Raw genomic sequence first — 23,890 nt, 5'->3', positions numbered from 1 at the left:
ACAACACCGTTGCGGTATTACCGCAACAGTGTTGCGGTAATACCGCAACGGTGTTTTACTAACGGCATGGAACAGACTTGGTTCATCACCGGCAGCTCCCGCGGCTTCGGCCGCACCCTCGTCCGCGCCGCCCTCGAAGCCGGCGACCGGGTGGCCGCGACCGCTCGCCGCCCCGAGCAACTCGCCGACCTCGTAGAGGAGTTCGGCGACCGGGTCCGACCGATCGCACTCGACGTCACCGACCCGGAGGCCGCCCGGGCGGCCCTCGCCGAGGCGCACGCACACTTCGGCCGGATCGACGTGCTGGTGAACAACGCCGGCTACGCCAACGTCTCGCCGATCGAGACCACCGAGGACGCCGACTTCCGCGCCCAGTTCGAGACGAACTTCTGGGGCGTCTACCACGTCACCAAGGCCGCGATCCCGCTGCTGCGCGAGCAGAAGGGCGGGCTGGTCATCCAGTTCTCCTCCATGGGCGGAAGGGTCGGCGGCTCGCCGGGCATCGCGTCCTACCAGGCGGCGAAGTTCGCCATCGACGGCTTCAGCCGCGTCCTGCGGGCCGAGACCGCGCCGTTCGGCGTGCGGGTGCTGGTCGTCGAACCCAGCGGCTTCCGCACCGACTGGGCCGGGGCCTCGATGGTCGTCCACGACGTCCCGGAGGCCTACGCCGAGACGGTCGGCGCCGTCAACCAGCGGCTGCGGCAGAACAGCGACGGAGCCGGCGTCGCCGGCGACCCCGTCCGGGCCGCCGAGATCCTCGTGCGGATGGCCAAGCGGCGCGACATCCCCCACCACCTGCCCCTCGGGGTCAACGCGGCCGAGGGCTCCATCGCCATGGACCGCCGGCTCCTCGCGGACGACACCAAGTGGCGCGAGGTCTCCCGCTCCGCCGACTTCGCCGAGGCCTACCCGGCCCCCTTCCCGCCGGACTCCACGCACTGACCGGCCTCCACGCCCGCCTCCACCTCCGGGTCCGTCTCCGTCGTCGCGTCCGTCTCCGTGTCCGTGTCCGTTCCGTGTCCGCGTTCGGGAAGTCGGCGCCCGTCCGGTCGGTTACCCGATAATGCGCGGTGGCCGTGTGCCGTCGTAGCGCAGACTCGGAGCGAGCACTTTCCAGACCGGAGGATGGTTTTCATGATTGACCGGCCGTTGACGCTGATGGCAGTACACGCCCACCCCGACGACGAGGCCAGCGGAACCGGCGGTGTCCTCGCGCGGTACGCGGCGGAAGGCATCCGTACGGTCCTCGTCACGTGTACCGACGGCGGTTGCGGTGACGGACCTGGCGGTGTCAAGCCGGGCGACCCCGGGCACGACCCGGCGGCCGTCGCCGCGATGCGCCGGCAGGAACTCGAGGCGAGCTGCGAGGTCCTGAAGGTCAGCCACCTGGAGCTGCTGGAGTTCGCCGACTCCGGGATGATGGGCTGGCCGACCAATGACGCACCCGGCTCGTTCTGGCGGACGCCGGTCGAGGACGGCGCCGCCCGCCTCGCCGAACTGATGCGCCACTACCAGCCCGATGTGGTCGTCACCTACGACGAGAACGGGTTCTACGGCCACCCCGACCACATCCAGGCACACCGCATCACGATGGCGGCACTGGAACTGACCGGGATGACGCCCAAGGTCTACTGGACGACGGCGCCGCACTCGATGATGCGGCGGTTCGGCGAGATCATGCGGGAGTTCGGCACGGACCGGGAGGAGCCCGAGCCCACCGAGGCCGCCGAACTGCCCGAGATCGGCCTCCCCGACGAGGAGATCACCACCTGGGTGGACACCACCGAGTTCGGCGACCAGAAGTTCGACGCCCTCGCCGCGCACGCCAGCCAGGGCGAGAACATCTTCTTCCTGCGCATGGGCAAGGAGCGTTTCAACGAGCTGTGGGGCGTGGAGACCTTCGTCCGGGTCAAGGACGCCACCGGCGCGGCCGTGCCGGAGACCGACCTCTTCGCCGGGCTGCGCTGACCCCCGGCGCGACTCGAACCGCTCGGCCCGCTCGGCCCGCTCCGACGGACCCGGCGCGGCTCGGCCCGTTCCGTGACACCCGCCGCCCGGTTCGCTCGACCTTCGGGTCGGGCGGGCCGGGCGGCGGTTTTGATCTCCGGCCCGAGGGCAGCCGCGGTCGGTGTTGCTTGCTACCGTGAATGTCCGGACATATCGGGGGGACACCATGACGGACTTTCACGTCAAACCGGCGGACATGCTGCTGTCGTCCGCCGGGTTCACCGACCTGCAGAACGCCGCCGCCCAGATCTACCGGAGCGTGGTGTTCGCCCTGGACGGCACCGCGGGCATGGCGGGCGACGACGAGGCCGGCACCGCCTTCGCCGCCACGTACGATCCGGCCGCGCAGAAGCTCGTCGACGCGATGGCCCAGGTCGTCGGCCAGCTCGGCCAGACCTCCAACGGCCTGTACACGATGGCGATCAACTACCTCCAGACCGACGCCGACATCGCGGCCTCGATGATGGCCCCGCAGAAGCTCCCGGAATCGGCCGACCCGCAGTGCGACGAGGAGGTCGCCAAGGCCAAGCTCCACTCCGCGGCCGGACACAACGACAGCGGCGCCGTCCACGACCTCCTCAAGAAGTTCTGGCCGCAGGGCGATCCGGGCAAGCTCCGCCAGGCCGCGAGCGACTGGAGGCACTTCGCGGAACTCGTCGGCAAACTCGGCACCGAAGGCGACAAGCGGGTTCTGCGCGTCACCGCCTCCAGCACCTCCGGCGCCGTCACCTCCTTCGCCCAGAACTGGGCCAAGGTGCACGACGGCAACGCCACCGAGGGCCCGCTGCTGAACAGCCTCGCCACCGCCGCGAACAAGCTCGGCCAGGCCTGCGAGTCGTACGCCAAACACGTCGAGGACCTGCGCGACAAGCTGGAGGACCTCGCGATCGCCGCCGGCGTCGTCGCCGGGGCCGGCCTCCTGCTGACCGTCTTCACGCTCGGCGGATCCGACGTGGCGGCGGCCGGCGGCGAGGCCGCGATCGTCGCCGAGGCCGGCACCGCGGCGGCCGCCATGACCGCGGCCGTCGAGGGCAGCGCGGAACTCGCCGTGCTGGCCGAGGCGGCGGCCGTGGTCGACTCCGCGGCGGCGAGCCTGATCCCCGTCGGCGCGGGCGTGGTCGCCGTGACGACCACCGCCGTCGTCCTGGCCGGGGCGACCGACGCCGCGGCCGCCCCCACGCCCAAGCCCCCGCCGTTCACCGTCACCCCCGGCATGCCGCCGCTGCCCCGCGACCCGAACAGCCCCTTCCCGGCGCTGTCGCCGCAGGACCAGGCCTCCGTCCGGGCGTGGATGACGCAGATGCAGCAGGACGGCCGTACCTTCCCGGCCCTGGGCCCCTCCGTCAAGGGCGATCCCAAGATCGACGCGCGCCGGGGCTACCAGGTACGGGTGGCCGGGTCGACCGAGTACCGGCTGTACACCACGGTGACCGACCCGGAGACCGGACGCGAGCTCGGCATGGACGCCGACGGTGTGCGCCCCGAGGACGGTGCGGCGATCGACGCCAAGTACATCGGCCAGCAGAAGAGTTGCAAGTCCCCGTTCCGGCTGGACAACGCCGACGGCGTCTTCGACTTCGTGTACGAGAACACGATGGACGGCGAGGCGAAGAAGCTGGACAAGTACGCGTCGGCGCTGACGGACCCCCGCAACAAGGTCAACCACCTGGAGCTGATCACCAACGACGGCAAGGCCAGCTCCTACTTCCAGGCCCTGATGACCGCCAAGGGCGTCACCGGCAACGTCCGCGTCGTACCGTGACCGTGACCGCGACCGAAGTACCCGGCCCGCACCCGACCGCACCCGGCCCGCACCCGACCCGCAGCACCGAGAGATAGCGAGAACACCCCGTGGGAGCCACCTTCTACGTCAGCGCCGACCGCGAGCAGGCCGGACCGTGGGCCTTCACCGGCGAACAGCTGAAGGACTGCGTCCGCCGCCACTGGCCGGACGCCACGGTGAGCGGCGCCTTCGAGCACTTCCTGGAGATCCACGCCGAGGTCGAGCCCGGCCGGTGGGCGGAGGTGTCGTACAACCTGCGGCACGGCGCCTTCTCCTTCGAGGACCGGGAACCGCACTCCGCGCCGCTCACCGTCATCTACGCGGCGCTGCACGAACTGGCGCCCGCCGTACCAGTGGTCTGGTGGGTCGACTACGACGCCGAGCTCGAGCCCCTCGACCTGGCCGGCGGCCGGGAGGCGTTCATCGACAGCTTCCCCGCCTAGGGTCCGCCTGCAGTCCGCCCGCCCGGGGTCCGTTCTCGACCGCCGGCCGGTCACCTGAGTTCGCGCTTGAGGATCTTGCCGGTGGCGGTCATCGGCAGGGTCTCGACGATCTCCACGACGCGCGGGTACTTGTGGCCGGCCATCTGCTCCCTGCCCCAGGCGATCAGTTCGTCGGGGGTGGCCCGGGCATCGGGGTTCAGGATGACGTACGCCTTGACCTCCTCGCCGTGGCTCTCGTGGGGCACGCCGACGACCGCGGCCAGGCCGATCGCGGGGTGCGTCATCAACACCTCCTCGATCTCGCGCGGGTACACGTTGAAGCCGCCCCGGATGATCATGTCCTTGGCGCGGTCGACGATGTAGTAGAAGCCGTCCGCGTCCCGGCGGGCCAGGTCGCCGGTGCGGAACCAGCCGTCCCTGATCGCGGCCGCGGTGGCCTCGGGCCGGTTGTGGTAGCCCTTCATGACGGCGTGGCCCTTGACCGCGATCTCGCCGACGGCGCCGGGCTCGGTGACCTCCGACCAGTCGGCGTCGATCAACATGAGCTCGACGCCCCAGATCGGCACGCCGATGGAACCGGGGCGCGGCTCGCGCTCGGGGTCGGAGAAGGTCACCACCGGCGAGGTCTCGGAGAGGCCGTAGCCCTCGAGGATCCGGATGCGGAACCGCCCCTCGACCCGGCTGAGGAGCTCCACCGGCATCGGGGCGCCACCGGAGACGCCGATGCGCAGGTTGCGGGCGATCCGGTCCACGTCGACGGCATCGGTGAGGGCGCCCAGCAGACCCCACCACATGGTCGGGACACCGGCGAAGAAGGTGATCTCCTCGGTGTTCATCAGCCGCACGACCTCCTCCGCGTCGAAGCGCGGCACCAGGTGGAGGGTCGCGGCCGTCGAGAAGCCGGTGTGCATCTGGACGGTGGAACCGAAGGTGTGGAACAGCGGCAGGCACAGGACGTGGCTGTCCGTGGCCGGCGTGCTCCGGAACATCCGGTTGCAGGCCAGCACGTTCATCACCGTGTTCACGTGGGAGAGTTCGGCGCCCTTGGGCTGACCGGTGGTGCCCGAGGTGTAGAGGATGACGGCGGTGTCGGTCGCCTCGGTGGCCACCGCGTCGAACACCGGGGACTTCCCGGCCAGCGCCGCGCCCATGGTCTCCGTCCCCTCGATCGGCGAGGGCGCGGCCGGATCGGCGGTGATCAGGAAGAAGTCCTCGCAGGTCCCGACCTCGTCGAACGCCTTCCGGCCCTCCTCGCCGATGGCCAGGCCCGGCGTCCCCTCGAAGCAGAAGTACGCCTTCACCTCGGCGTCGCGCAGATGATAGGCCACCTCCCGCGACTTGAGCAGGATGTTCAGCGGGACGACGACCCCGCCGGCCTTGAGGATGCCGTAGTAGACGACCGGGAACTGCGGCAGGTTCGGACAACTCAGCGCCACCCGGTCACCGGGCCGGATCCCCCGTTCCACGAGCAGGTTGGCGACCTGGTTCGCGGCGGCGTCGACCTGGGCGTAGGTGAGCCGCGTCGGGCCGAGGACCAACGCGTCACGGTCCGGGTGCGTACGGGCGGAATCCTCGAGCAGGACCGACAGGTTCAGCATGACACCTCCGAAGGTGCGGGTCCGGGCCGAGCGGCGGAGGGCTGCTCGGCCCGGCCCGGGACGGGTGGGACTCCTACGGTTCACACGCGGTTCGGGCGCCGAAGCGGCGGGTGCGGTCGTCGGCGCGGCGCACCGCGACATCATCGTCCTCGGAGCGGATCACCGCTACAGGGCCCGCCTTCAACTCTCCTGCCGCGCGCCCACGCGTTCACGCGTCGCCCTTCGAACGGAGGAACCGCGCCGTACGCGGCCACCGTCATTCCGACGGGCCAGGCACGGATGCAGTCGGCGGGATGCCCGGTGTTCAGTGGGGAACGTGCCCCGGCGCCCGACTGATCGTCCGGTACCCGCACGCGGCCCGGTGTGATCCGGGCCTTCCATGGGGGGAATCGCACTCTGGAGACTTCCGATGAGCAAGGAACAGGCCAAGCCCGGCACCGAAGCGTCGACGATGAGCGGCGAGGCGATGAAAGTCCGGCACGGCCGGGTGACCGATCCGGCGTCCCGGGCGGCGCTCTACCTGCCCGAGTGGATCGCCAACGAGATGGAGTCGGGCAAGTTCTTCCCGGCCACTCAGGGCGGTCTCGCCGACCCCGTCGCCCCCGACGACGTCCGGAACGACATCCCGCCGATGGACGGGCGGATCGCGAGCGCCAACCGCAAGGACGCCACGCAGCTGGACGAGCCGATGGACCCCGACGGCCGGGAGTGGCGGAGCCACGAGGTCGTCCCGGGCCAGTCCCTGGCCGTCGTGTGGAACTACGCCATGGCCCACAAGACCCGCCGGTGGAACTACTTCATCACGGAGGCGGACTGGGACCCGGCCAAGCCCCTGAGCAGGGCGCAGTTCGAGCCGAAGCCGTTCCACAGCGTGGAACTCACCTGCCAGCCGTACTGGTCCTGCGGCGAGGAGCTCAACCCGCCGATCCCGACCACGCACACCATGGTGCTGCCCACCCGCACGGGGCACCAGGTGCTCCTCGCGGTGTGGGAGGTCGCCGACACCGCCCGGGCCTTCTACCAGGTCATCGACCTGAAGTTCACGGGGACGCCGAGGTAGGCGGGAACAGGCCGATCTGCCCGCCACCTCGAAGCCGGGCACCTCTCCACCGCGCCCCCTGCCCGTCGACGGGCAGGGGGCGCGGCACTGCCCGTCGGGCCGGGGTCCGGCGAGCGTGGCCCGACGGGCCGTCAGGGCGGCGAGGTGTCAGCCCTGGCAGAGGCCGCGGGCGTAGTCGACGGTCGCGGCGGCCTGCGAGTACTGCCATTGCGGGGCGAGCAGCTGCTGGTCGAGCTGCGCGGCGGCGGCGCGGTTCTCGACGACGTAGCCGAAGTCCTGCAGCCAGGCCGGGTAGAGGTTCTTGGAGCCGATGAAGAAGGCGGATCCGTCGACCGAGACCAGCTTGTGGTGCAGCGCGTAGGGGTGGCCGTCGGCCCAGGTCGGGGTGGCGGCGGCGCGGAAGGGGGCGAGCTGGAGGTTGTGGCACATGGTCGCCTTCGCCTGCGCCGGGTCGCCGAGGCGGGCGGTGAGGCGGGCGGCGAGGGTGTCGCTGATCTCGTTCAGGGACTTGATCTGCGAGTAGCCGCCGCTGCCGACCGTGCCCCGGTTGCCGGGGTCGCTGACCACGATGCGGACCTTGACGCCGTCGGCCATCTTGGCCGCGAGCAGGTCGAAGAGCCGCACGTCGTAGCGGGGCAGCGGCGGGCAGGTGCCGGTCACGTCCTGCTGGGAGATGTCGATGCGGCTGCCGGCGCTCGCGATCAGCGTGCGCAGGGCGGCCTCCTCCGGGTTGACGCTCGCGTAGTCGCGGTCGGCGTTGGTGTTGTCGTGCAGGCCGATCGGGCCGCACTTGACGTCGTCGGCGGCGGGCACCGGGTCCGGGCGGTAGGCGGAGGCGGAGTCCTTGTCGCGGATCCCGACGCCCAGGCCGCCGACGGCGATCACCGGCACTCCGCCGGTGGCGGGCACCTGAGCGGCCGACGGGTTGCGGCGCCGCTCCAGGTCGGGGGTGCAGGTGGCGCCGTGGGAGGAGGCGAACCAGGCGGCCGAGAACACCCCGGTGTTGCGGCAGGTCCAGTCCCACAGGGTGTCCAGGTAGGCGCCGGCGGAGGCGGCGGCCGGGCCGTTCAGCGCGAGGTCGACGTCGGTGACCGGGTGGGCGGTGTCGAGGTAGTCGTTCTTCCAGTTGTTGATCCCGCCGGTGATGACGCTCTGCCCGTCCACGACCAGCAGCTTGGAGTGGTTCCAGGAGAACGCGGTCTTGGCGGTGGTCATCGCGGCGACCTCGAGGGTGACCCGGCCGGCCGCGTCACCGAGCTTGGCCACCAGCTCGTCCCGGTACTTCGACGGCAGCGCGGTGATGTTGTACAGCGGCGCGGCCCCGGCGAGGATCCGCACGTGCGGCGCGTTGCCGGCGGCCACCGAGGCCTTGAGGCCGGCCACGATGGCGTCCTGGAACGCGCCGTCCGGGAACGGTGCGAGCGTCGATATGTCGACGGTCCGGGTGGCGCGCGCGATGTTCTCGCGCATGGTGTCGAGCAGCCGGCGGGTGCCGGTGCGCTCGGTGCAGGAGGGGTCGCCCCAGCAGCCGGGGGTCTGCAGCAGCCAGCCGCCCGGGTCGTCGGCCGGCGCGTCGAGCCGGTTGCCCGCCGTGCGCTGCCACACCGTCCCCTCCAGGCCGGGGGACACCTGACGCAACGCCTGTTCCACCGCGTCCAGGTGCGGGGTCGCGTCGGCTTGCGCGGCCGGCACGGGGGCCGACACCGTCGCCGCCGGGGCCGGGACCGGGGCGGGGGCCGGGTCGGCGAACGCGGGGGCGACGGGCAGCGCGCAGACGGTGGCGACGAGGGCCAGCGCCGATCCGGCGAGACGGCGTCCGGAACGGCGGGACTGGTGATCGAGCACGTACAGGTCCTTCATGAGGGGCCGGGGATGTTCACCCGAGCGACATCGTTGGATTACCCAAGAGTAACCTGATGTGATGTCAGGATCCTGCCAACGTACCGGCGCCACAGCTCGGAGCGGCCGGCCGCCCGCGCGGGAACGACCGCGCCCCGGACCGGAGTTGGCCGGCCCGGGGCGCGATCGGATTTTTCCCGCGGAGATCGGAATTCCCCGGTCGGGACCGGAATCCCCCGGTGGAGGTCGGAGTCCGGTCAGCCGTCGGTCTCCGCGGACGGCAGGTAGGCGCCGGGCACGTCGTTCGGCGCGTGGATCCCGGTCTCGCCCGGGTACGGCATGGTCCAGTTGTGCGTCTGGTACCAGACCAGGTGCTCCATCTGCGCCGGGTTCGCGTGGTCCGGCACCGCGTTCGGTCCGGTCAGCCGCTGCTGCGACTTCCAGGCCTCCCACTGGGCCGCGACGGCCTGCTCCGCCGCCGGCGGCGCGGTCGTGGCGGGCACCGCCGCCGCGCGGAGGTCCTGCGCCCCGGGCACGTCGACGCCGCACGGGGGCGGTGTCTTCAGGCCGTCGGTCAGCGAGGTCCGGTTGGGCACCGCCGTGTACGGCGTGTAGTCCGGTGTGCGGGTGAAGGCCGTGGCCATCGGGCTGGCCGCGCTGTCCTTCTGGTTCATCGGGCGGATCCCGAGGATCTGCTCGATGGTGCGGACCATGGTGATCTGCGTGTAGTAGCGGCTGTCGACGGCCCCGTGCTGCGCCCACGGGCTGATGATCTGGATCGGCGCGCGGTGCCCGTCCACGTGGTCGAGGCCCGCCTGGGAGTCGTCCTCGACGACGAAGACCGCCGAGTCCTTCCAGTACTCGCTGTGCGAGATCTCGTCGACGATCTTCCCGGTCGCCAGGTCGTTGTCGGCGACCTGCGCGGCCGGGCCGGCCGGACCGCCGGTGTGGTCGCTGGACAGCCACAGCATGTTGAGGTCGGCCGGGCCGTTCTGCTCGAAGTCCTGCTTCCAGATCTGGTACCGGTACAGGTCCGGCACGCTGGTGTCGAACTTGGGGAAGCCGGGCACCGACACGCTGTTGAGCGACGGGATCGGCGACGACGAGTTCAGCGTGTACGCGCTGCCCTGGCCGCTCCCGTCCATGGACTTGGCGTCGCAGTACAGGTTCTGCCAGCTCGCGTCGGCCGGCTTGGTCAGGAACTGGTGGAACTCCCCGAAGTCGCGCACCGTCCGGCCCGCCGCCTGCGCGCCCGTCCACAGGAAGCCCGTCCGCTGGTGGCCCAGCGCGTCGTCCTCGGTGTCGTAACTGCGCTCGTACTCGCCCGCCGAGGACTCGGTGTACTCCGGATTGTCGGCCTGCATCAGCCAGTTGTGGCCCTCGGCGGAGTTCGTGCCGATGTCGTAGGTGTTGTCGTAGAGCCCGAACTGCTCGGCCAGCGCGTGCTGGTTCGGCGTCACGTTCGCGCCGAACTGGGCCAGCTTCGGATCGCCGTTGGCCTTCGCCACGTCGCCGAAGAGCTGGTCGTAGGTCCGGTTCTCCTTGACGATCAGGAAGACGTGCTTGATCGGCGAGGGATCGCCGATCCGGTTCGGGACCGGCACCGCCTTCGCCTTGTGGCCGTTCGCCGTCCTGACCGCGCCGTTGGTCCAGCCGTTCTGCCGGAAGACGTCGGCGGTCCGGGAGCGGATCTCCCGGTCGCCGGGCAGGGTGAACTGGGTCAGGCTGGAGGTGGTGTCGTGGGTCTTGTGCGCGCCGGTGCTGTCGGGCCGCCGCGCGTCGATGCCACGGGTGTTGGAGACGACCACCTTCGAGCCGACCGTGGCGATCTCCGCCGGGAAGTAGTCCGTCGGCAGCAGGCCGACGTAGCCGACCGGCTCCTGCGCGCCGGTGAGGCGGTAGACGGCCACCGCGTTGGCGCGGCCCAGGGTGACCAGCAGCCGCCCGTCGTCGGTGAGCGTCACCGCGGTCGGCTCGTAGCCCACCGAGGCCTCCGGCCACGGCTTGGTCGAGACGGTCTGGACGACCCTGCCGTGCGCGGTGTCGATCACCGACACCTCGTCGCTTCCGGTGTCGGTGACGAACAGGACGCCGTTCTTGGCGTACACCGCCGTCGGGTGCAGGCCGACGGCGATGGACCGGACGGCGGCGGCCGGGTCCGCGAGGTCGATCACGCTGACGGTGCCGGTGGTCGTGGCACCGGTCGCCGGATCGGCCGGCACCTGCGTGCCGTAGGAGTTGAGCGTGTCGTCGTCGGCCGTGGCCGCGCGCCCGCCCTCGTTGGCCACGTACAGCTGGTGGCCGACCCGCGCGATGCCGCGCGGGGCGTTGCCCACCGTCCAGCTGTGCCGGATCGCGCCGCTCGCCGCGTCGATGGCGACCACCCGGTTCTGCCCGTTGACCGCCGCGTACACCGTCGAGCCGTCGGCCGAGAAGACCGCCCCCGACGCCAGCGCGTGCTGGTCGCCCTCGGCCGGGATCGGCACAGCCACCGGGGCGGCCAGGGTTCCGTCGGCGTTCACGGAGAACCTGGTGTAGCCGTCGAGCCGGCCCAGCCACAGCTGCTTGCCGTCCGGCGAGTACACCGGGGACTCCTGGCCGACCGCACCGCTGGGGATGCGCAGTTCGTCCACCGCGGCGGTGCCGACGCGCTGCCGCACCTTCCCGGTCTTCAGGTCCACCACGACCAGCGCCGCGTCGCCGTCCGCGACCGAGGCCGCCAGGTGACCGCCGTCCGGGCTGATCGCGGACCCCATCAGCTTGCCGTCGTCGACCACCGACCGGCTGCCGTACGGGGCGAGGTACTGGTCGCTGGAAATGACCTGGCCGTCGGCGGTGACCTGGCCGACCTGGTCCGTGCCGAACTGATGGGTGGTCGCGAAAGCCGTGCCCGTGGCCACGGCCACCGCCGTGACGCAGGCCGTGACGAGTGTGGCGCGGCGGCCCGCACGGCGGCCGCGAAGGACGAAGTGCTCCTTCTGGGAACGTCGACGACGCGTTACCTGCATGGCGTCAGCCCTTCCTTGGGTTAGGTGGGTTCGGTGCGATCGGCGGGTTCGTTCAGGTGGAGAGCAGGTCGACCTGGCCGTCGAACTGCCACAGCGGATTCGGCGCGTCCCCGGACGGGGTCCGCACCAGGAAGTAGCCGTTCACGTCCTTCGGCCCGTCCCCGTCGGCCATCAGCCGCCCGTCCGAGGCCACGTCGAGCTGGTAGATCGCCGTCCCCGGCGCGTCCGTACCGGGCAGGTGCCAGGTGACGACACAGCGCCAGTCGTTGCCCGGCCCCTCCGGGTCGACCTGGCCGCCGCTGCGGTCGCACGCCGTCGTGACCCGCAGCTGCTCCTCCGTGACGGCCGGGCGGTGCAGTTGCTCGGTCTGCAGCCGGTACAGGTGCGCGAACACGGTGGCCACCGACCGCTGCACCTTCGCCTGCGAGATCCCCGAGCCCGTCGAGGGCGTGGCCGCGGCGACCGCCCCGAAGGTCAGCGCGAGCAGCCCGGCCAGCGGCAGCACTCCGAAGGCGAGCGCGCGGCGCCCCACGCCGTCCTCGCTGCCGGTGGTGAAGTCCCGCCGTACGAACAGCAGGTAGGCCGCCCCGGTCGCCACCGCGGCCCAGACCAGGCTGACCGCGACGGCGACCAGCAGCTCGTCGAGCCGTACGGGGCCGGCGAACAGCCCGTTCCAGGACACGAAGGCGTAACCGGGCAGTGCCAGGCGCAGCGCCACCGGCAGCGGCAGCATCTGCGCGAGCTGCATCGCGACCGCCGCCACCGCGGGGACGAGCAGTCCCATCGGCGAGCGCCCCAGCAGTACGGAGCCGAGCAGCCCGAGCGCGGCCAGCGCCAGCGTGGGCGCCAGCGCGCACCCCCACGCCAGCAGCACGCTCCCGGCCGCGTCCGCCGGCGACAGCGGGTGCCCGTCGACGCCGACCAGCGGACCGTTCCCGACCGCCGCCAGGCCACCGACCGTGCCCGAGGCCACCAACCCGGCCAGCAGCAGCACGATGACGGTGGTGCTCGCCAGCGCCTTCGCCGCGAAGATCCGCCGCGGCGAGCGGACCGTCACCAGCAGGTGCCGCCAGGTCCCGAGCCGGTCCTCGGCCGCGAACACGTCACCCGCCACCACCGAGGTCAGCAGCGGCAGCGCCCACGAACCCGAGAACCCCAGCACGACCAGCGGGCCGGCCCAGCCCGTGGCGTGCATCCAGCGGCCGAACAGCGTGTCGGACGGCAGCGTCCCCTGCTGGGCCACCGCGGCCACGAACAGCCCCGGCCCGATCCAACAGGCCAGCATCAGCAACCGGATCCGCCACTGCGAGACCAGCTTCACCAGCTCGAAGCGGTACACGCGGCGCACCGGCACCCGGCTCGCGTCGGGTACGGCACCGACGCCCACGACGGCCGTGCTCACGGCTTCCCCTCCTCCTGCCGCCCGGTCAGGGCGAGGTACGCGGCCTCCAACGGCGGCACCACGGGCGCGACCTCGCGCACCCGCACCCCGGCGCGCACCAGCGCGGCCACCAACTCCTCGACGGCCGGGCCCGACGCGCGCACCACCAGCGCCCCGGCCCCGCCCGACGTCCCGCCCCGCGACCCGGCCTCCGTCACCGCCCGCACCCCCGCGACCCCGGCGGCCACCCGGCGCGCGGCCCCGGGATCGGAGGTGAGCAGGCGGTGGTCCGACGCGCGGCTCTCCGCCACCAGCCCGCCCAGCGGGCCGGAGTAGCGGACCCGCCCGGTCCCGAGGATCGTGACCTCGTCGCACAGCGCCTCGAGGTCGTCCATGCGATGACCGGACAGCACGACGGTCACCCCGTCGTCCGCGAGCCGCCGCAGCGCCCCGTGCACATGCTGCTTGCCCGCCGGGTCCAGGCCGTTGGACGGCTCGTCGAGCACCAGCAGCCGCGGATCCGTGAGCAGCGCCGCCGCCAGCCCGAGCCGCTGCCGCATCCCCAGCGAGAACCCGCGGACCCGGTCGTCGGCGACCTCTGTCAGCCCGACCTCGGCCAGCACCTCGTCGATCCGCCCCGCCTCCGTGCCCGGCCCGCGCAGCGCCGCCAGCGCGGCCAGGTTCCTGCGCGCGGTCAGCGACGGGTACAGCCCGGGCCCGTCCACGAACCCGGCCACCCCGGGCGGCGCCGCCGACACCCGCCCGACCGGCCGGCCCAGCACCTCCAACTCGCCGCCGTCGGCGACGGCCAGCCCGAGCAGCAGCCCGAGCAGCGTCGTCTTCCCCGCGCCGTTCGGCCCGGCCAGCCCGTGGATCCGGCCGGACGCCAGCTCCAGGCCGACCCCGTCGAGCGCCACGACGTCACCGAAGCACTTCGTCAAAGCTCGTGCGCGTACGGCCGGTTGAGTCTCGTTCATAGCCCCTTCTCGCAGTTCCCCAGGGAACGTAGGGCCATGACGGGGCACAGTCAGGAGCGGGCGCTTGAACACCGGTGGAACATCCGGCAGGTACGCCGTGGAGGCCACCGCGGAGAACGGCCGGGAGCGGCCCGGCCCTCGACGCGGCTCAGTCCTCCCCGGGCCGCCCGCGTTGCGTCTACCCCTCCTCCGCGCCCAACCCTATGGTGAGTGCATGGTTATGGCACCAGCCGAGGACGTCGGGCCGTTCGGCGACGGCGCGTGCGCCGGGAACCGGATTGCTGAGGCCGACCGCGGGATCGAGCGCTACCTGGACCGGCTCTGCCCGCCCGCCCCCGGCGGACTGGCCGTGTGGCTCCCGGACGGGCACGGCGGCGGTCTGTCGGCCGACACCGCGCACGCCCTCGACCGCCGCCTGCACCAGGCCCTCGCCGAGCCCGTGCGGCACATGGTGGACGCGGGCGGGCAACGGTGGCGTCCCACCCTGCTGATGCGGGTCGTCGACCTGCTCGGCGGCGACGGCGACCGCTTCGGCGTCCTCGCGGCCGCCCTGGAACTCGCCCACACCGGCTCCCTGGTCGTCGACGACATCCAGGACGGATCGACGATGCGCCGCGCCAAACCGGCCGCACACGCGGTGTACGGCCTGCCCGCCGCCCTGAACGCGGGCACCTGCGCCTACTTCGCCTTCGACCGGGCCATCGGCCTGTGCGCCGCCGACGACCCGGCGCTGCAGGGCCGGATGCGCGAAGCCCTGCTCGCGGCCCTGCGGGCGGCCCACGCCGGACAGGCCCTCGACATCCAGGGCCACCACCCCGAGCTGGACCGGGCCCTGGCCGCCGGCGACAACGGCCCGCTGCTGGAGCTGGTGCTCGCCACCCACCGGCTGAAGTCCGGTGCCCTGGTGGGGGCGTGCTGCCAGATCGCCGCGATCGCCGCCGACGTCGGCCCGGCCCTGAACCGGGCACTGCTGGACTGGGGGTCCGCGATCGGCACCGCCTACCAGATCGCCGACGACGTCGCCGACCTGCGCGGCGTCACGGGCGAGGACGGCACCCTCACGAAGCACGTCGCCGAGGACCTGCGCAACGCCAAGGTGACCCTGCCACTGGCCCACGCCGTCACCCTGCTCCCCCGCCCCACCGCCGAGGCCCTGTGGACCACGATCCGCGACGGCGACGCGGCCGAAGCCGACATCCACGAAGCCCGCCACACCCTGCTGGCGTGCGGCGCCGTCGATGCGAGCGAACGCGACGCCGACCGGCTGTGCGCCGACGCCTGGCGGGCACTCGAACCCCTGCTGCCACCCGGCCCGGACACCGCCCGCCTCCACGCCATCGGCCGCGGCGCCGTACGCGCCCGCCGGATCGCCTGACCCGGCTCCTGCTGTCGCCCGTACGGACGTGGGGCGCCTGTGAGAACGTCAGGACGTTCCGGAATCCGCGGTCAGCGCCGTCAACAGGGGTGCCAGGAAGCGCTGTTCGAGCCTGCCCGGTGGCAGCCGCTCGGGTTCGACGTAGCTCTGCGCCAGGCCGCCCTCGCGGATCGCGATCAGCAGGCGGGCGACTTCGTCGGGGTCCGCGGTGAGGGTGCGTCCGGCCCGGGCCAGGTGGTCGGTGAGGGCACGGGCGAGTTGGGCGCGCAGCCGGGCGTCGTGCTGGGCGAGCACCCAGGCGGCCTGGGGGTCGCGGATGGCGTGCAGGGTGAACTCGGTGGTGACCAGGTACCAGTCGCGTTCGGCCGGTTCGACCTCGCAGAGGACGTCGACCAGGGCCTGCACGGTGAGGTCCTCGGTGGTGATGGAGTCGACCAGTTCGGTCATCCGCCGGACGATCCGGTCGCTGTGCGCGTCGAACAGCGCGAGGAACAGTTCCTCCTTGCTGCTGAAGTTGGAGTAGAACGCGCCTCGGGTGTAGCCGGCCCGCTCACAGATCTGCTCGATGGTGGCGGCGCGGAACCCGTGCGCGGCGAAGGTCTCCAGTGCGGCCTGGAGCAGTGCCGCACGGGTGCGCGGGCGTCGCTTGGTCTCACCCTTGGGCATCGGTGGCGTCCCGGTTCGGTCGGATGGCGGCCGGTCGGATCCAGCGGTTCCGGCAGATCTGTCAGTTCCATCAGACCGGTCGGCTTCATCGGATCCATTGGCGTATCGGATACATCATTGTATCTTCTGGGCCATGAGCACCCCACCGCCTTCCGGCGCGGGCAACCCGCTGCCCGCCGCGCTCGCCGCCGCCGTCGGACCGCTGCCCGCCGCGCTCGCCGCCGCCGTCGGACCGCTGCCCGCCGGAGTCACCCTGCCGCTGCCGCCGAGCTTCGATTCGGTGGCGGACGAGCGCCGCTACCGCAAGGAACAACTCGCCGCCGGCTTCCGGCTGTTCGGCCGGTTCGGCTTCTCCGAGGGGGTGGCCGGGCACATCACCGTGCGCGACCCGGAGCACCCCGACCGCTTCTGGGTGAACCCGTTCGGGATGCCCTTCGGCATGATCAAGGCCTCGGACCTGATCCTCGTCGACCACGAGGGCACCCTGCTGCACGGCAACCGGCCGGTGAACCGCGCCGCGTTCGTGATCCACTCCCAGGTGCACGCGGCCCGCCCGGACGCGATCGCGGCCGCCCACGCGCACTCGCTGCACGGGAAGGCCTTCTCCAGCCTCGGCATCACGCTCGACCCGCTCACCCAGGACGCCTGCGCGTTCTTCGAGGACCACGGGCTGTACAGCGACTACCGCGGCGTGGTGAACGAGGTCGACGAGGGCAAGCGGATCGCGGCCGCGCTCGGCGCGCACAAGGCGGTGATCCTGCAGAACCACGGACTGCTGACGGTCGGCCGGTCGGTCGCCGAGGCGGTCTGGTGGTTCGTCACGATGGAACGCTCCTGCCAGGCCCAGCTGCTCGCCATGGCGGCCGGGACGCCCAAGCACATCGACCGGGAGACGGCGCTGATCACCCGCGGGCAGATCGGCAGCCACCTGGCCGGCTGGTTCCAGGCACAGCCGCTCTTCGAGCAGATCGGCGCGACCGACCCGGACCTGGTCGACTGACCCCGCCTCGCCCCCGTCTCCCATCCCCCGAACCCGTCTCCCATCCCCCGAACCGCCGGCTGCCAGAAGGACGCTACGAGTGAGCAAGGAACCACGGATCGCGGTCTTCGGCGCCGGCAGCATCGGCTGCCACCTCGGGGGCATGCTGGCCGGCGCGGCAAACGTCACGCTGATCGGCCGGCCGGCCGCGATGGCCGCCGTCGAACGGGACGGGCTGACGCTGACCGGCCCCGGCCACGCACGGCGGGAGGTGCGCGAGCTGACCGTCGCCACCGACGCGGCCGCCGCCGCGACGGCGGACTACGTGCTGGTGACCGTCAAGTCCGCCGACACCCGCGCGGCGGCGCGCGAGCTGGCCGGGCGGCTGGCGGCCCACGCGGTCGTGATCAGCTTCCAGAACGGCCTGCACAACCCCGAGGAGCTGCGGGCGGAGCTGCCGGGCCACCGGGTGCTCGCCGGGATGGTCCCGTACAACGTGCTGCGCAGCGGTCCGGCCGCCGTCCACCAGGGCAGCGGGGGTGCGCTCATGGTCGAGGACGCCCCGGCGGCCCGGCGGTTCGCGGCGGCGGCCCGGGCCGGCGGGCTGAGTCTGGCGCTGCGCGCGGACATGCCCGCCGTGCAGGCCACGAAGCTGCTGATGAACCTGAACAACGCGGTGAACGCCCTGTCCGGACTGCCGCTGCGCGAGGAGCTCGGCGCCCGGGCGTACCGCGCCTGCCTGGCCCGGTGCCAGCGGGAGGCGCTCGCCGCGTTCCGGGCGACCGGGATCACGCCCGCCCGGCTCGGCCCGGTGCCACCGCGCTGGATGCCCCGGGTGCTCGGGCTGCCCGACGCGCTCTTCCGGCGGGTGGCCGCCGCCAGTCTGCGGATCGACGCCCGGGCCCGCTCGTCCATGTGGGAGGACCTGCAGCGCGGCCGACCGACCGAGATCGATTCACTGCAGGGCGAGGTGATCGCGCTCGCCGCGCGGAACGGCCGGGCGGCACCGGCCAACGCCCGGCTGGCCGCGCTGGTCCGCGAGGCCGAGCGGGCCGGTCCGGGCGGCGCGCGGCGGTGGTCGGGCCCGGAACTGCTGGCGGCACTCGACCCCGGGGATGCTTGACAAGCTCAACCTTTCAGGCCTAGCGTCGCCATCGTTATTTCATGCGATGAACCATTGGGGCGCGCAAGCCCTCCCAAGGCGCCGCGAGGCCCGCACTCCCCGGAGACACGTTCATGACCCCGCACGACCACAGCACGGCCGTCAGCGCCGAGACCACCCGCTTCGTCGCCGCCGTCCGGCACGCCGACCCGTCGCTCCCGGTGCCCAGCTGCCCCGGCTGGACCCTCGCCGACCTCGTCCGCCACGCCGGCAGCGTGCAGCGCTGGTTCACCGTCCTGCTCCGGCAGCGGATCCAGGAGCCGCCGCGCAGCCGCGACGTCGACCTGCAGCTGCCCGAACGGGCGGAGGACTACCCGGCCTGGCTGGCCGAGGCCGCCGAGCAGGCCGCCCAGGCGTTCGCCGAGACCGACCTCGACGCGCCGATGTGGGCCTGGGGCGCCGACCAGCACGCCCGGTTCTGGGTCCGCCGGATGCTGTTCGAGACCCTCGTCCACCGCGTCGACGCCGAACTCGCGCTCGGCCTCACCCCGGACATCGACCCGGCCCTCGCCGCCGACGGCGTGGCCGAGTTCCTCACCAACCTGCCCTTCGCCGCGATCTTCGCGCCCAAGACCGCCGAGCTGCGCGCCGACGACCGGACCGTCCGCTTCGCCAGCACCGACGGCGAGGGCGACTGGCTGGTCCGGCTGCGCCCCGACGGCTTCGCCCTCGCACAGGAGGCCGCGGACCCGGCCACCGCGGACGCGACCGTCCAGGCCACCGCCGCCGACCTGCTGCTCATGCTCTACGGCCGGCTCGACCGCAGCGCCGACCGCGTCGACGTGTCCGGCGACGACGCGCTGCTGGCCCACTGGTTCGCCAACTCCGCCTTCTGACATCCACGAAAGCACCCCGGCCGGCCAACGAGGCGTCCGCCGAACAGGCGACGCGTGACTCGCGACGGGCGTCAGTGGACACGGACGTGCTACGCGGCGAGGCGTGACCGGACCCGGTTCTCCGGGTCCGGTCCCACGGACGTCGGGTGGATCAGGCCGTCGCGGCGAGGGTGCCGTCGAAGGTGGCGGCCGCGAGGCCGAAGGACAGGGTCATCCCGATGCCCGAGGTGACCGAGATGGCGCGGACTCCCGGTGCCAGGTCGCGCACCAGCAGGGGGCCGCGGGGGCTGCTGGCGTAGACGCCCTGCCAGCGTTCGAGGATCCGCAGGCGTTCCACGCCCAGGACCCGGGCGACCGCGCCGGTCAGCAGTTCGTGGGTGTGCTCGTCGATGAACGGCGGGGTGGTGGCGTCGTAGTGGTGCGAGTCGCCGAGCAGCACCGTGCCGTCCGGGAGGCGGGCGAACATCACGTTGGCACCGATCTCGAGCAGTTCGGCGCTGTGCCCCTGGACCTCCTCCCGCAGCCGGGCGGCGGACGCGCGGGTGGTGAAGGCGTCGTAGCGGAGCATCGACGTGGCCGTCAGCACCGCGGAGTCGGTGCGGAAGCCGGCCGGGGCGGCGGCCCGCGCCATGGTGAGGCGGCAGCGCTGGATCTCGTGGTCCTCGGCGATGTCGGGGAACAGGTAGTCCAGGTCGTGGCCGACGCAGATCAGGATCCGGTCGCCGTGGACCGGGCCGCGTGTGGTGTGGACCGTCCCTGGTTCGACGCCGGTGACGGCGGTGCCCCACAGGACCCGGCCGCGCGGCTGTTCGGCCACCCAGCGGGCCAGGCCGGGCGCCGCCTCGCGCGGGTTCACCCGCAGGTCGGCGGGCAGGAGCGCGCCGCCGGCCAGGTCGCCCGCGTCGCCGTCCGCGCGCCCGAGCAGCGACGCCGCCTGTGCGGCGGTGCGCAGTTCGACGGCGTCGCCGCCGCGCTCGGCACGCAGTTCCTCCAGCACGGCCGCCTCGGTCGCCGACCGGGCCACCACCAGGGTGCCGGCCTCCGCGGCCCAGATCCCGGCGGCCTCGGCGGCGCGCAGCCAGCCGGGCCGGGAGCGCTGGGCGAGGGCGAGCAGGTCGCCGTCCTGGGCGCTGATGCAGCAGTGGCCGAAGTTGCGGACCGAGGCGCCGACGGGCTGCCGGTCGCGGTCGACGACGGTGACGGACAGCCCGCTGCTCAGTGCCTCGAAGGCGTGGGCGAGGCCGATGATGCCGGCGCCGACGATGACCACGTCGCTGCGGCCGGGTGTGCCGGGCGTGCGCGGACGGGAGGCGGCGGAGGCGGGTGTGGGTGCTGTGCTGCTGCTCATGGCTCCAGATTCCGGGCTCGGCGACCTCAACGTCAAGAGGTGTCTATACAAGTTACCGTCCGTTCATCCGGTCGACGAACACCGGAGGGGAACGGTTGACCTGGGAAACGCCCAGATGGGCCCACCTTGAGAAGTCCCGCCGCCGAGTGTCATAGTCGACTTGTGAAGACAAGTGAGGACCCCCCTCTCCACCAACGACTCGGCGCCGAGTTCCAGCGCCGCATCGAGTCCGGCGAGTGGCCCGAGGGCCGGCCGGTGCCCAGCGAGTCGCAGCTCTGCGCCGAGTTCGGCACCTCCCGCGGCCCGGTCCGCCAAGCCCTCGCCATGCTGCGCCACGAGGGCAGCCTGACCGGCGGACGCGGGAAGCCGCCCGTCGCCCGCCGCACGGCGCCCTCCCAGCCGTTCGGCACCTTCCTGTCCTTCACCCAGTGGGCCCGCAGCATCGGCCGCGAGCCCGGGCAGACGACCGTCGAGGTGGCCCGCCGCCGTGCGTCCCCGGAGGCGGCGGCCCGGCTCGGCCTCGCCGAGGGCGCGCCGGTCGTCGAACTCGTCCGGCTGCGGCTGCTGGACGACGTCCCGGCCATGCTGGAGCGCTCCACCTTCGTCCACGAGGTCGGCCGCATCCTCTTCGACTTCGACCCGGACACCGGGTCCGTCTACGAGGAACTGCTGCGCCGCGACGTCGACCTGCACCACGCCCGGCACACCATCGACGCCGTCGCCGCCGAGCCGCACGACGCCGAACTCCTCCGGGTCGCCGTCGGCGACCCACTGCTGCGCGTGCGGCGGCTCACGACGTCGAGCCGGGGCGTGCCGCTGGAGGACGCCGACGACCGCTACCTGCCCGCCATGGCCACCTTCACCATCGAGAACACCATCGAAGGCCGTACCGTCATCGGCCGCTACCGCACCGAAGAGGACTGACACCGTGATCGAGCTCGCCGCCCTGGACATGGCCGGTACCACCGTCAACGAGGCCGGTGCCGTCTACCGGGCGCTGCGCACCGCCGTCGAACGGACCGGCGTGGCCGTCTCCGAGGCCGACCTGCAGACCTGGATGGGCACCGACAAGCGCGAGGCCATCGCCGCCCTGGTCCGTCTCGGCGGTGGCACCCCGACCCCCGAGCTCGTCGAGGACGGCTACGCGGCCTTCGCGGCGTTCCTGCGCGAGGCCTACCGGGCCACTCCCCCGCAGGCCATCCCCGGCGTCGAGGCCACCCTGGCCGAGCTGCGCCGACGCGGCATCAAGGTGGCCCTGACCACCGGCTTCAGCGACGACGTCGCGTACCCGCTGCTGGAGTCGCTCGGCTGGTCGGTCGGCGAGGGCGGCAACCTCGACGCGGTCGTCACCTCGGACGAGGTCCCGCGCGGGCGCCCGGCGCCGCACATGATCCACCGGGCGATGGAGAAGACCGGGGTCATCGACACCCGCCGGGTGCTGGCCGCCGGCGACACCGTCGTGGACGTCGAGGCCGGCGCCAACGCCGGGGCCGGCGTGGTCATCGGCGTGCTGACCGGGGAGCTCACCCTCGGCGACTTCGAGGGACACCCGCACACCTACGTGCTGGACAGCGTCGCCGACATCCCCTCGCTCCCCGAGGCCCGGCCCACGGCCTGACCCCACCGTCACGACCACCGTACGAGCCGCCGGGGGCACCTCCGCCCCGGCGGCTCGTACGCGCGTCCGCCGTCCCGGGCCCGGCCGGGGCGCTACGCCTGCAGCAGCGCCTGGTAGGCGTGCAGCGGCGCGTCGTCGTCCAGCGGGGCGATCGCGGCGACGTAGCCGTCCGGGCGGACCATGATCCGGCCGCCGTTCGGCAGGCCGTAGCGGGTGGCCGTGTGGCCGTCGGGGTCCTGGAACACGGCGTCGTAGCCCGTCGCGGCGGTGGCGGCGGCCCCGACCAGCAGTTGACGCACCGTCACGCCGCTCACCGGTGCGGGTGCCGAGCCGTTGACCGCCACGGTGAGCAGTACGTGCGCGTGTGCTTCGGCGAGCGCCGCGCGCAGCTCCGGGCCGGCCGCGGGGAGGTGGTCGCCGGCGTGCAGTTCGCCGCTGCCCCGGCCCCGGACGACGATCGGGCTCTTCCGGTACGCGACCGCGGTCTCCTCGGTGCGGTCGGCCATCGCCTGGCGGACCGGGGCGAGGCCGGTGAGCAGGTGCATCCCCTTGTTGCGCAGCTTCTGCGCGATCGGGTTGGCGAGGGTGGCGACCCGGGTGAGCGTGCCGGCGAACTGGATCACCTGGGCTCCGACCGGGTGGCGCTCCGCGTGGTAGCTGTCCAGCAGGGCCGGGCCGGCCTGGCCGGTGCTGACGAGGGCGAGCTTCCAGGCGAGGTTGTGGGCGTCCTGGATGCCGGTGTTCATGCCCTGGCCGCCGGCCGGGCTGTGTACGTGCGCCGCGTCGCCGACCAGCAGGACCCGGCCGACCCGGTACTCGGGCACCTGGGCGTGGTGCACTTCGAAGACGGTGAGCCAGCGGGAGTCGCGGATGCGGATCGGGCGCTCGGCGCGCTCGTCCACCACTTGCCGCAGCCACTCCTGGGTGGCGGTGCGCTGCTCGTCCGTGGGGATGTTCGCGATCAGTCGCAGCCGGTCGCCCTCCATGGGGAAGACCAGCAGCGGGCCGTCGTGCGGCGAGAAGAAGGTGTACATGCTGTGCGGGTCGAGGTCGTGGTCGGCGTTCACGTCGCCCATCAGGAACTTCTCGCCCTTGAACTTCCCGGCCAGGGCGCTGCCGACCAGTTTGCGTGCCTGGCTGTGCCCGCCGTCGGCGCCCACCAGCCAGCCGGTGCCGGCCGTCTCCTGGCGCCCGTCGGCGTGCTCCAGCACCACCTGGACACCGTGCTCGTCCTGCGTGAGACCGGTCAGGGTCACCTCGCGCTCGACGGTGACGCCGTGCTCGGCGAGCGCCTTGGTGAGGATGCGCTCGGTCTCGGTCTGCGCGATGGTCACCGAGTACGGGAACGGGCTGTCCACCAGGTCGAGTGCGATCCGGGCGACCACCTCGCCGTCCGCGTGCATCTCCATCCCGGTGGTCCGGACGCCGGCCCGGATCAGCACGTCCACCAGGCCCAGCCGCTCGAACATCTCCAGGCTGCGGGCGTGCACGATGATGGCGCGCGATTCCGTGGTGGGGTCCGCCAGCCGGTCCACGATCCGCACCGGCACCCTCCGCCTGGCCAGCTCCAACGCAGCGGTCAGCCCCACCGGGCCCGCACCTACGACGATGATCGGGTCGCTCATCAGTAGTCCTCAGGTTCGTGCCGACGGCGGATGGACCGGACGGATCGTCAGCCGCGTTGCCTGTCAGCTTGATCGGCGGGAAGCTTATCGATCACCCGTGCGATTTCCACCCCATTTCCACGTACTCGTCGGGGAACGCCACGCGGCGATCCGTTCCGCGGTCTCGGACGCCAGGCCTTACGGAT

Annotated in this window: 19 protein-coding genes; 11 read left to right on the top strand and 8 right to left on the bottom strand. The window is 72.7% G+C overall.

Annotated elements, in window-relative coordinates; genetic code table 11:
• Positions 1–66: 66 nt before the first annotated feature.
• The 4 genes from ACZ52R_RS28390 (at position 67) to ACZ52R_RS28375 (ending at position 4,233) form a co-directional block, all read left to right on the top strand.
• The gene (locus ACZ52R_RS28390) at positions 67–942 is read left to right on the top strand and encodes an SDR family NAD(P)-dependent oxidoreductase (protein WP_465614809.1); all 876 of its coding nucleotides are present in this window, start codon (positions 67–69) and stop codon (positions 940–942) included.
• A gap of 192 nt (positions 943–1,134) precedes the next feature.
• Positions 1,135–1,968, top strand: a complete 834-nt coding sequence (locus ACZ52R_RS28385) for a PIG-L family deacetylase (protein WP_465614808.1) — start codon at positions 1,135–1,137, stop codon at positions 1,966–1,968.
• A gap of 205 nt (positions 1,969–2,173) precedes the next feature.
• On the top strand, positions 2,174–3,769 hold the full coding sequence (locus ACZ52R_RS28380; RefSeq protein ID WP_465614807.1) for a restriction endonuclease fold toxin-2 domain-containing protein: 1,596 nt from the start codon (positions 2,174–2,176) through the stop codon (positions 3,767–3,769).
• A gap of 89 nt (positions 3,770–3,858) precedes the next feature.
• Positions 3,859–4,233, top strand: a complete 375-nt coding sequence (locus ACZ52R_RS28375; protein WP_465614806.1) for a hypothetical protein — start codon at positions 3,859–3,861, stop codon at positions 4,231–4,233.
• Positions 4,234–4,283: 50 nt separating this feature from the next.
• Here ACZ52R_RS28375 and ACZ52R_RS28370 read toward each other — a convergent pair whose 3' ends face one another.
• Complete coding sequence (locus tag ACZ52R_RS28370) at positions 4,284–5,831, bottom strand: long-chain-fatty-acid--CoA ligase (RefSeq protein ID WP_465660684.1); 1,548 nt, start codon at positions 5,829–5,831, stop codon at positions 4,284–4,286.
• Positions 5,832–6,240: 409 nt separating this feature from the next.
• Here ACZ52R_RS28370 and ACZ52R_RS28365 point away from each other — a divergent pair, with 409 nt between their 5' ends.
• Positions 6,241–6,891, top strand: a complete 651-nt coding sequence (locus ACZ52R_RS28365) for a lytic polysaccharide monooxygenase auxiliary activity family 9 protein (RefSeq protein ID WP_465754395.1) — start codon at positions 6,241–6,243, stop codon at positions 6,889–6,891.
• Between the two features lie 147 nt (positions 6,892–7,038).
• On the opposite strand, the gene ACZ52R_RS28360 is transcribed toward ACZ52R_RS28365, so the two are convergent.
• From ACZ52R_RS28360 to ACZ52R_RS28345, 4 genes are all read right to left on the bottom strand, one after another.
• Positions 7,039–8,736, bottom strand: a complete 1,698-nt coding sequence (locus tag ACZ52R_RS28360; protein WP_465614803.1) for a phospholipase D-like domain-containing protein — start codon at positions 8,734–8,736, stop codon at positions 7,039–7,041.
• Between the two features lie 251 nt (positions 8,737–8,987).
• On the bottom strand, positions 8,988–11,738 hold the full coding sequence (locus tag ACZ52R_RS28355; protein ID WP_465754394.1) for a bifunctional YncE family protein/alkaline phosphatase family protein: 2,751 nt from the start codon (positions 11,736–11,738) through the stop codon (positions 8,988–8,990).
• A 52-nt stretch (positions 11,739–11,790) separates the two neighbouring features.
• Entirely contained in the window at positions 11,791–13,140 is a 1,350-nt protein-coding gene (locus tag ACZ52R_RS28350; protein ID WP_465614801.1) for an ABC transporter permease, read from the bottom strand.
• Complete coding sequence (locus ACZ52R_RS28345) at positions 13,137–14,096, bottom strand: ABC transporter ATP-binding protein (RefSeq protein WP_465614800.1); 960 nt, start codon at positions 14,094–14,096, stop codon at positions 13,137–13,139. Before ACZ52R_RS28345 ends, ACZ52R_RS28350 begins: the two co-directional genes overlap by 4 nt.
• A 214-nt stretch (positions 14,097–14,310) precedes the next feature.
• Here ACZ52R_RS28345 and ACZ52R_RS28340 point away from each other — a divergent pair, with 214 nt between their 5' ends.
• The gene (locus ACZ52R_RS28340) at positions 14,311–15,471 is read left to right on the top strand and encodes a polyprenyl synthetase family protein (RefSeq protein ID WP_465614799.1); all 1,161 of its coding nucleotides are present in this window, start codon (positions 14,311–14,313) and stop codon (positions 15,469–15,471) included.
• Positions 15,472–15,519: 48 nt separating this feature from the next.
• Here ACZ52R_RS28340 and ACZ52R_RS28335 read toward each other — a convergent pair whose 3' ends face one another.
• Positions 15,520–16,137 carry a TetR/AcrR family transcriptional regulator gene (locus ACZ52R_RS28335; protein ID WP_360501363.1) on the bottom strand — a complete coding sequence of 206 codons (618 nt, stop codon included), beginning with the start codon at positions 16,135–16,137 and terminating at the stop codon, positions 15,520–15,522.
• A gap of 133 nt (positions 16,138–16,270) precedes the next feature.
• Here ACZ52R_RS28335 and ACZ52R_RS28330 point away from each other — a divergent pair, with 133 nt between their 5' ends.
• The 3 genes from ACZ52R_RS28330 to ACZ52R_RS28320 all read left to right on the top strand — a co-directional run bounded on the left by ACZ52R_RS28330 (position 16,271) and on the right by ACZ52R_RS28320 (position 19,114).
• Complete coding sequence (locus ACZ52R_RS28330; RefSeq protein ID WP_465754393.1) at positions 16,271–17,137, top strand: class II aldolase/adducin family protein; 867 nt, start codon at positions 16,271–16,273, stop codon at positions 17,135–17,137.
• A gap of 79 nt (positions 17,138–17,216) precedes the next feature.
• Positions 17,217–18,239, top strand: a complete 1,023-nt coding sequence (locus tag ACZ52R_RS28325; RefSeq protein WP_465754392.1) for a 2-dehydropantoate 2-reductase — start codon at positions 17,217–17,219, stop codon at positions 18,237–18,239.
• A 113-nt stretch (positions 18,240–18,352) separates the two neighbouring features.
• Positions 18,353–19,114 carry a maleylpyruvate isomerase family mycothiol-dependent enzyme gene (locus ACZ52R_RS28320; RefSeq protein WP_465660696.1) on the top strand — a complete coding sequence of 254 codons (762 nt, stop codon included), beginning with the start codon at positions 18,353–18,355 and terminating at the stop codon, positions 19,112–19,114.
• 151 nt (positions 19,115–19,265) lie between these two features.
• Here the strand turns inward: ACZ52R_RS28320 and ACZ52R_RS28315 are convergent, their stop codons facing one another.
• A complete protein-coding gene (locus ACZ52R_RS28315) occupies positions 19,266–20,462 on the bottom strand; it encodes a TIGR03364 family FAD-dependent oxidoreductase (protein ID WP_465754391.1) in 1,197 nt (398 codons plus the stop codon).
• A 162-nt stretch (positions 20,463–20,624) separates the two neighbouring features.
• Here ACZ52R_RS28315 and ACZ52R_RS28310 point away from each other — a divergent pair, with 162 nt between their 5' ends.
• Together ACZ52R_RS28310 and ACZ52R_RS28305 are read left to right on the top strand one after the other, a co-directional pair.
• Positions 20,625–21,386, top strand: coding sequence for a GntR family transcriptional regulator (locus ACZ52R_RS28310; RefSeq protein WP_465660700.1), 762 nt, complete (start codon positions 20,625–20,627; stop codon positions 21,384–21,386).
• A 4-nt stretch (positions 21,387–21,390) separates the two neighbouring features.
• The gene (locus ACZ52R_RS28305) at positions 21,391–22,080 is read left to right on the top strand and encodes a phosphonatase-like hydrolase (RefSeq protein WP_465754390.1); all 690 of its coding nucleotides are present in this window, start codon (positions 21,391–21,393) and stop codon (positions 22,078–22,080) included.
• Between the two features lie 92 nt (positions 22,081–22,172).
• Here the strand turns inward: ACZ52R_RS28305 and ACZ52R_RS28300 are convergent, their stop codons facing one another.
• Entirely contained in the window at positions 22,173–23,705 is a 1,533-nt protein-coding gene (locus ACZ52R_RS28300) for an FAD-dependent monooxygenase (protein WP_465754389.1), read from the bottom strand.
• Between the last annotated feature and the right edge of the window lie 185 nt (positions 23,706–23,890).

The sequence above is a fragment of the Kitasatospora sp. NPDC034023 genome (genome assembly GCF_055575795.1).
Note: the sequence above shows the minus strand (reverse complement) of the source record. Positions and strands in the feature narration are given on the sequence as shown.

What these genes read in the sequence shown, in the direction of transcription:
- ACZ52R_RS28390 (WP_465614809.1), top strand. Translation starts at nt 67, where the DNA reads ATGGAACAGACTTGGTTCATCACCGGCAGCTCCCGCGGCTTCGGCCGC.
- ACZ52R_RS28355 (WP_465754394.1), bottom strand. Translation starts at nt 11,738, where the DNA reads ATGCAGGTAACGCGTCGTCGACGTTCCCAGAAGGAGCACTTCGTCCTT.
- ACZ52R_RS28315 (WP_465754391.1), bottom strand. Translation starts at nt 20,462, where the DNA reads ATGAGCAGCAGCACAGCACCCACACCCGCCTCCGCCGCCTCCCGTCCG.
- ACZ52R_RS28320 (WP_465660696.1), top strand. Translation starts at nt 18,353, where the DNA reads ATGACCCCGCACGACCACAGCACGGCCGTCAGCGCCGAGACCACCCGC.
- ACZ52R_RS28370 (WP_465660684.1), bottom strand. Translation starts at nt 5,831, where the DNA reads ATGCTGAACCTGTCGGTCCTGCTCGAGGATTCCGCCCGTACGCACCCG.
- ACZ52R_RS28300 (WP_465754389.1), bottom strand. Translation starts at nt 23,705, where the DNA reads ATGAGCGACCCGATCATCGTCGTAGGTGCGGGCCCGGTGGGGCTGACC.
- ACZ52R_RS28380 (WP_465614807.1), top strand. Translation starts at nt 2,174, where the DNA reads ATGACGGACTTTCACGTCAAACCGGCGGACATGCTGCTGTCGTCCGCC.
- ACZ52R_RS28365 (WP_465754395.1), top strand. Translation starts at nt 6,241, where the DNA reads ATGAGCAAGGAACAGGCCAAGCCCGGCACCGAAGCGTCGACGATGAGC.
- ACZ52R_RS28385 (WP_465614808.1), top strand. Translation starts at nt 1,135, where the DNA reads ATGATTGACCGGCCGTTGACGCTGATGGCAGTACACGCCCACCCCGAC.
- ACZ52R_RS28340 (WP_465614799.1), top strand. Translation starts at nt 14,311, where the DNA reads ATGGTTATGGCACCAGCCGAGGACGTCGGGCCGTTCGGCGACGGCGCG.
- ACZ52R_RS28330 (WP_465754393.1), top strand. Translation starts at nt 16,271, where the DNA reads ATGAGCACCCCACCGCCTTCCGGCGCGGGCAACCCGCTGCCCGCCGCG.
- ACZ52R_RS28335 (WP_360501363.1), bottom strand. Translation starts at nt 16,137, where the DNA reads ATGCCCAAGGGTGAGACCAAGCGACGCCCGCGCACCCGTGCGGCACTG.
- ACZ52R_RS28345 (WP_465614800.1), bottom strand. Translation starts at nt 14,096, where the DNA reads ATGAACGAGACTCAACCGGCCGTACGCGCACGAGCTTTGACGAAGTGC.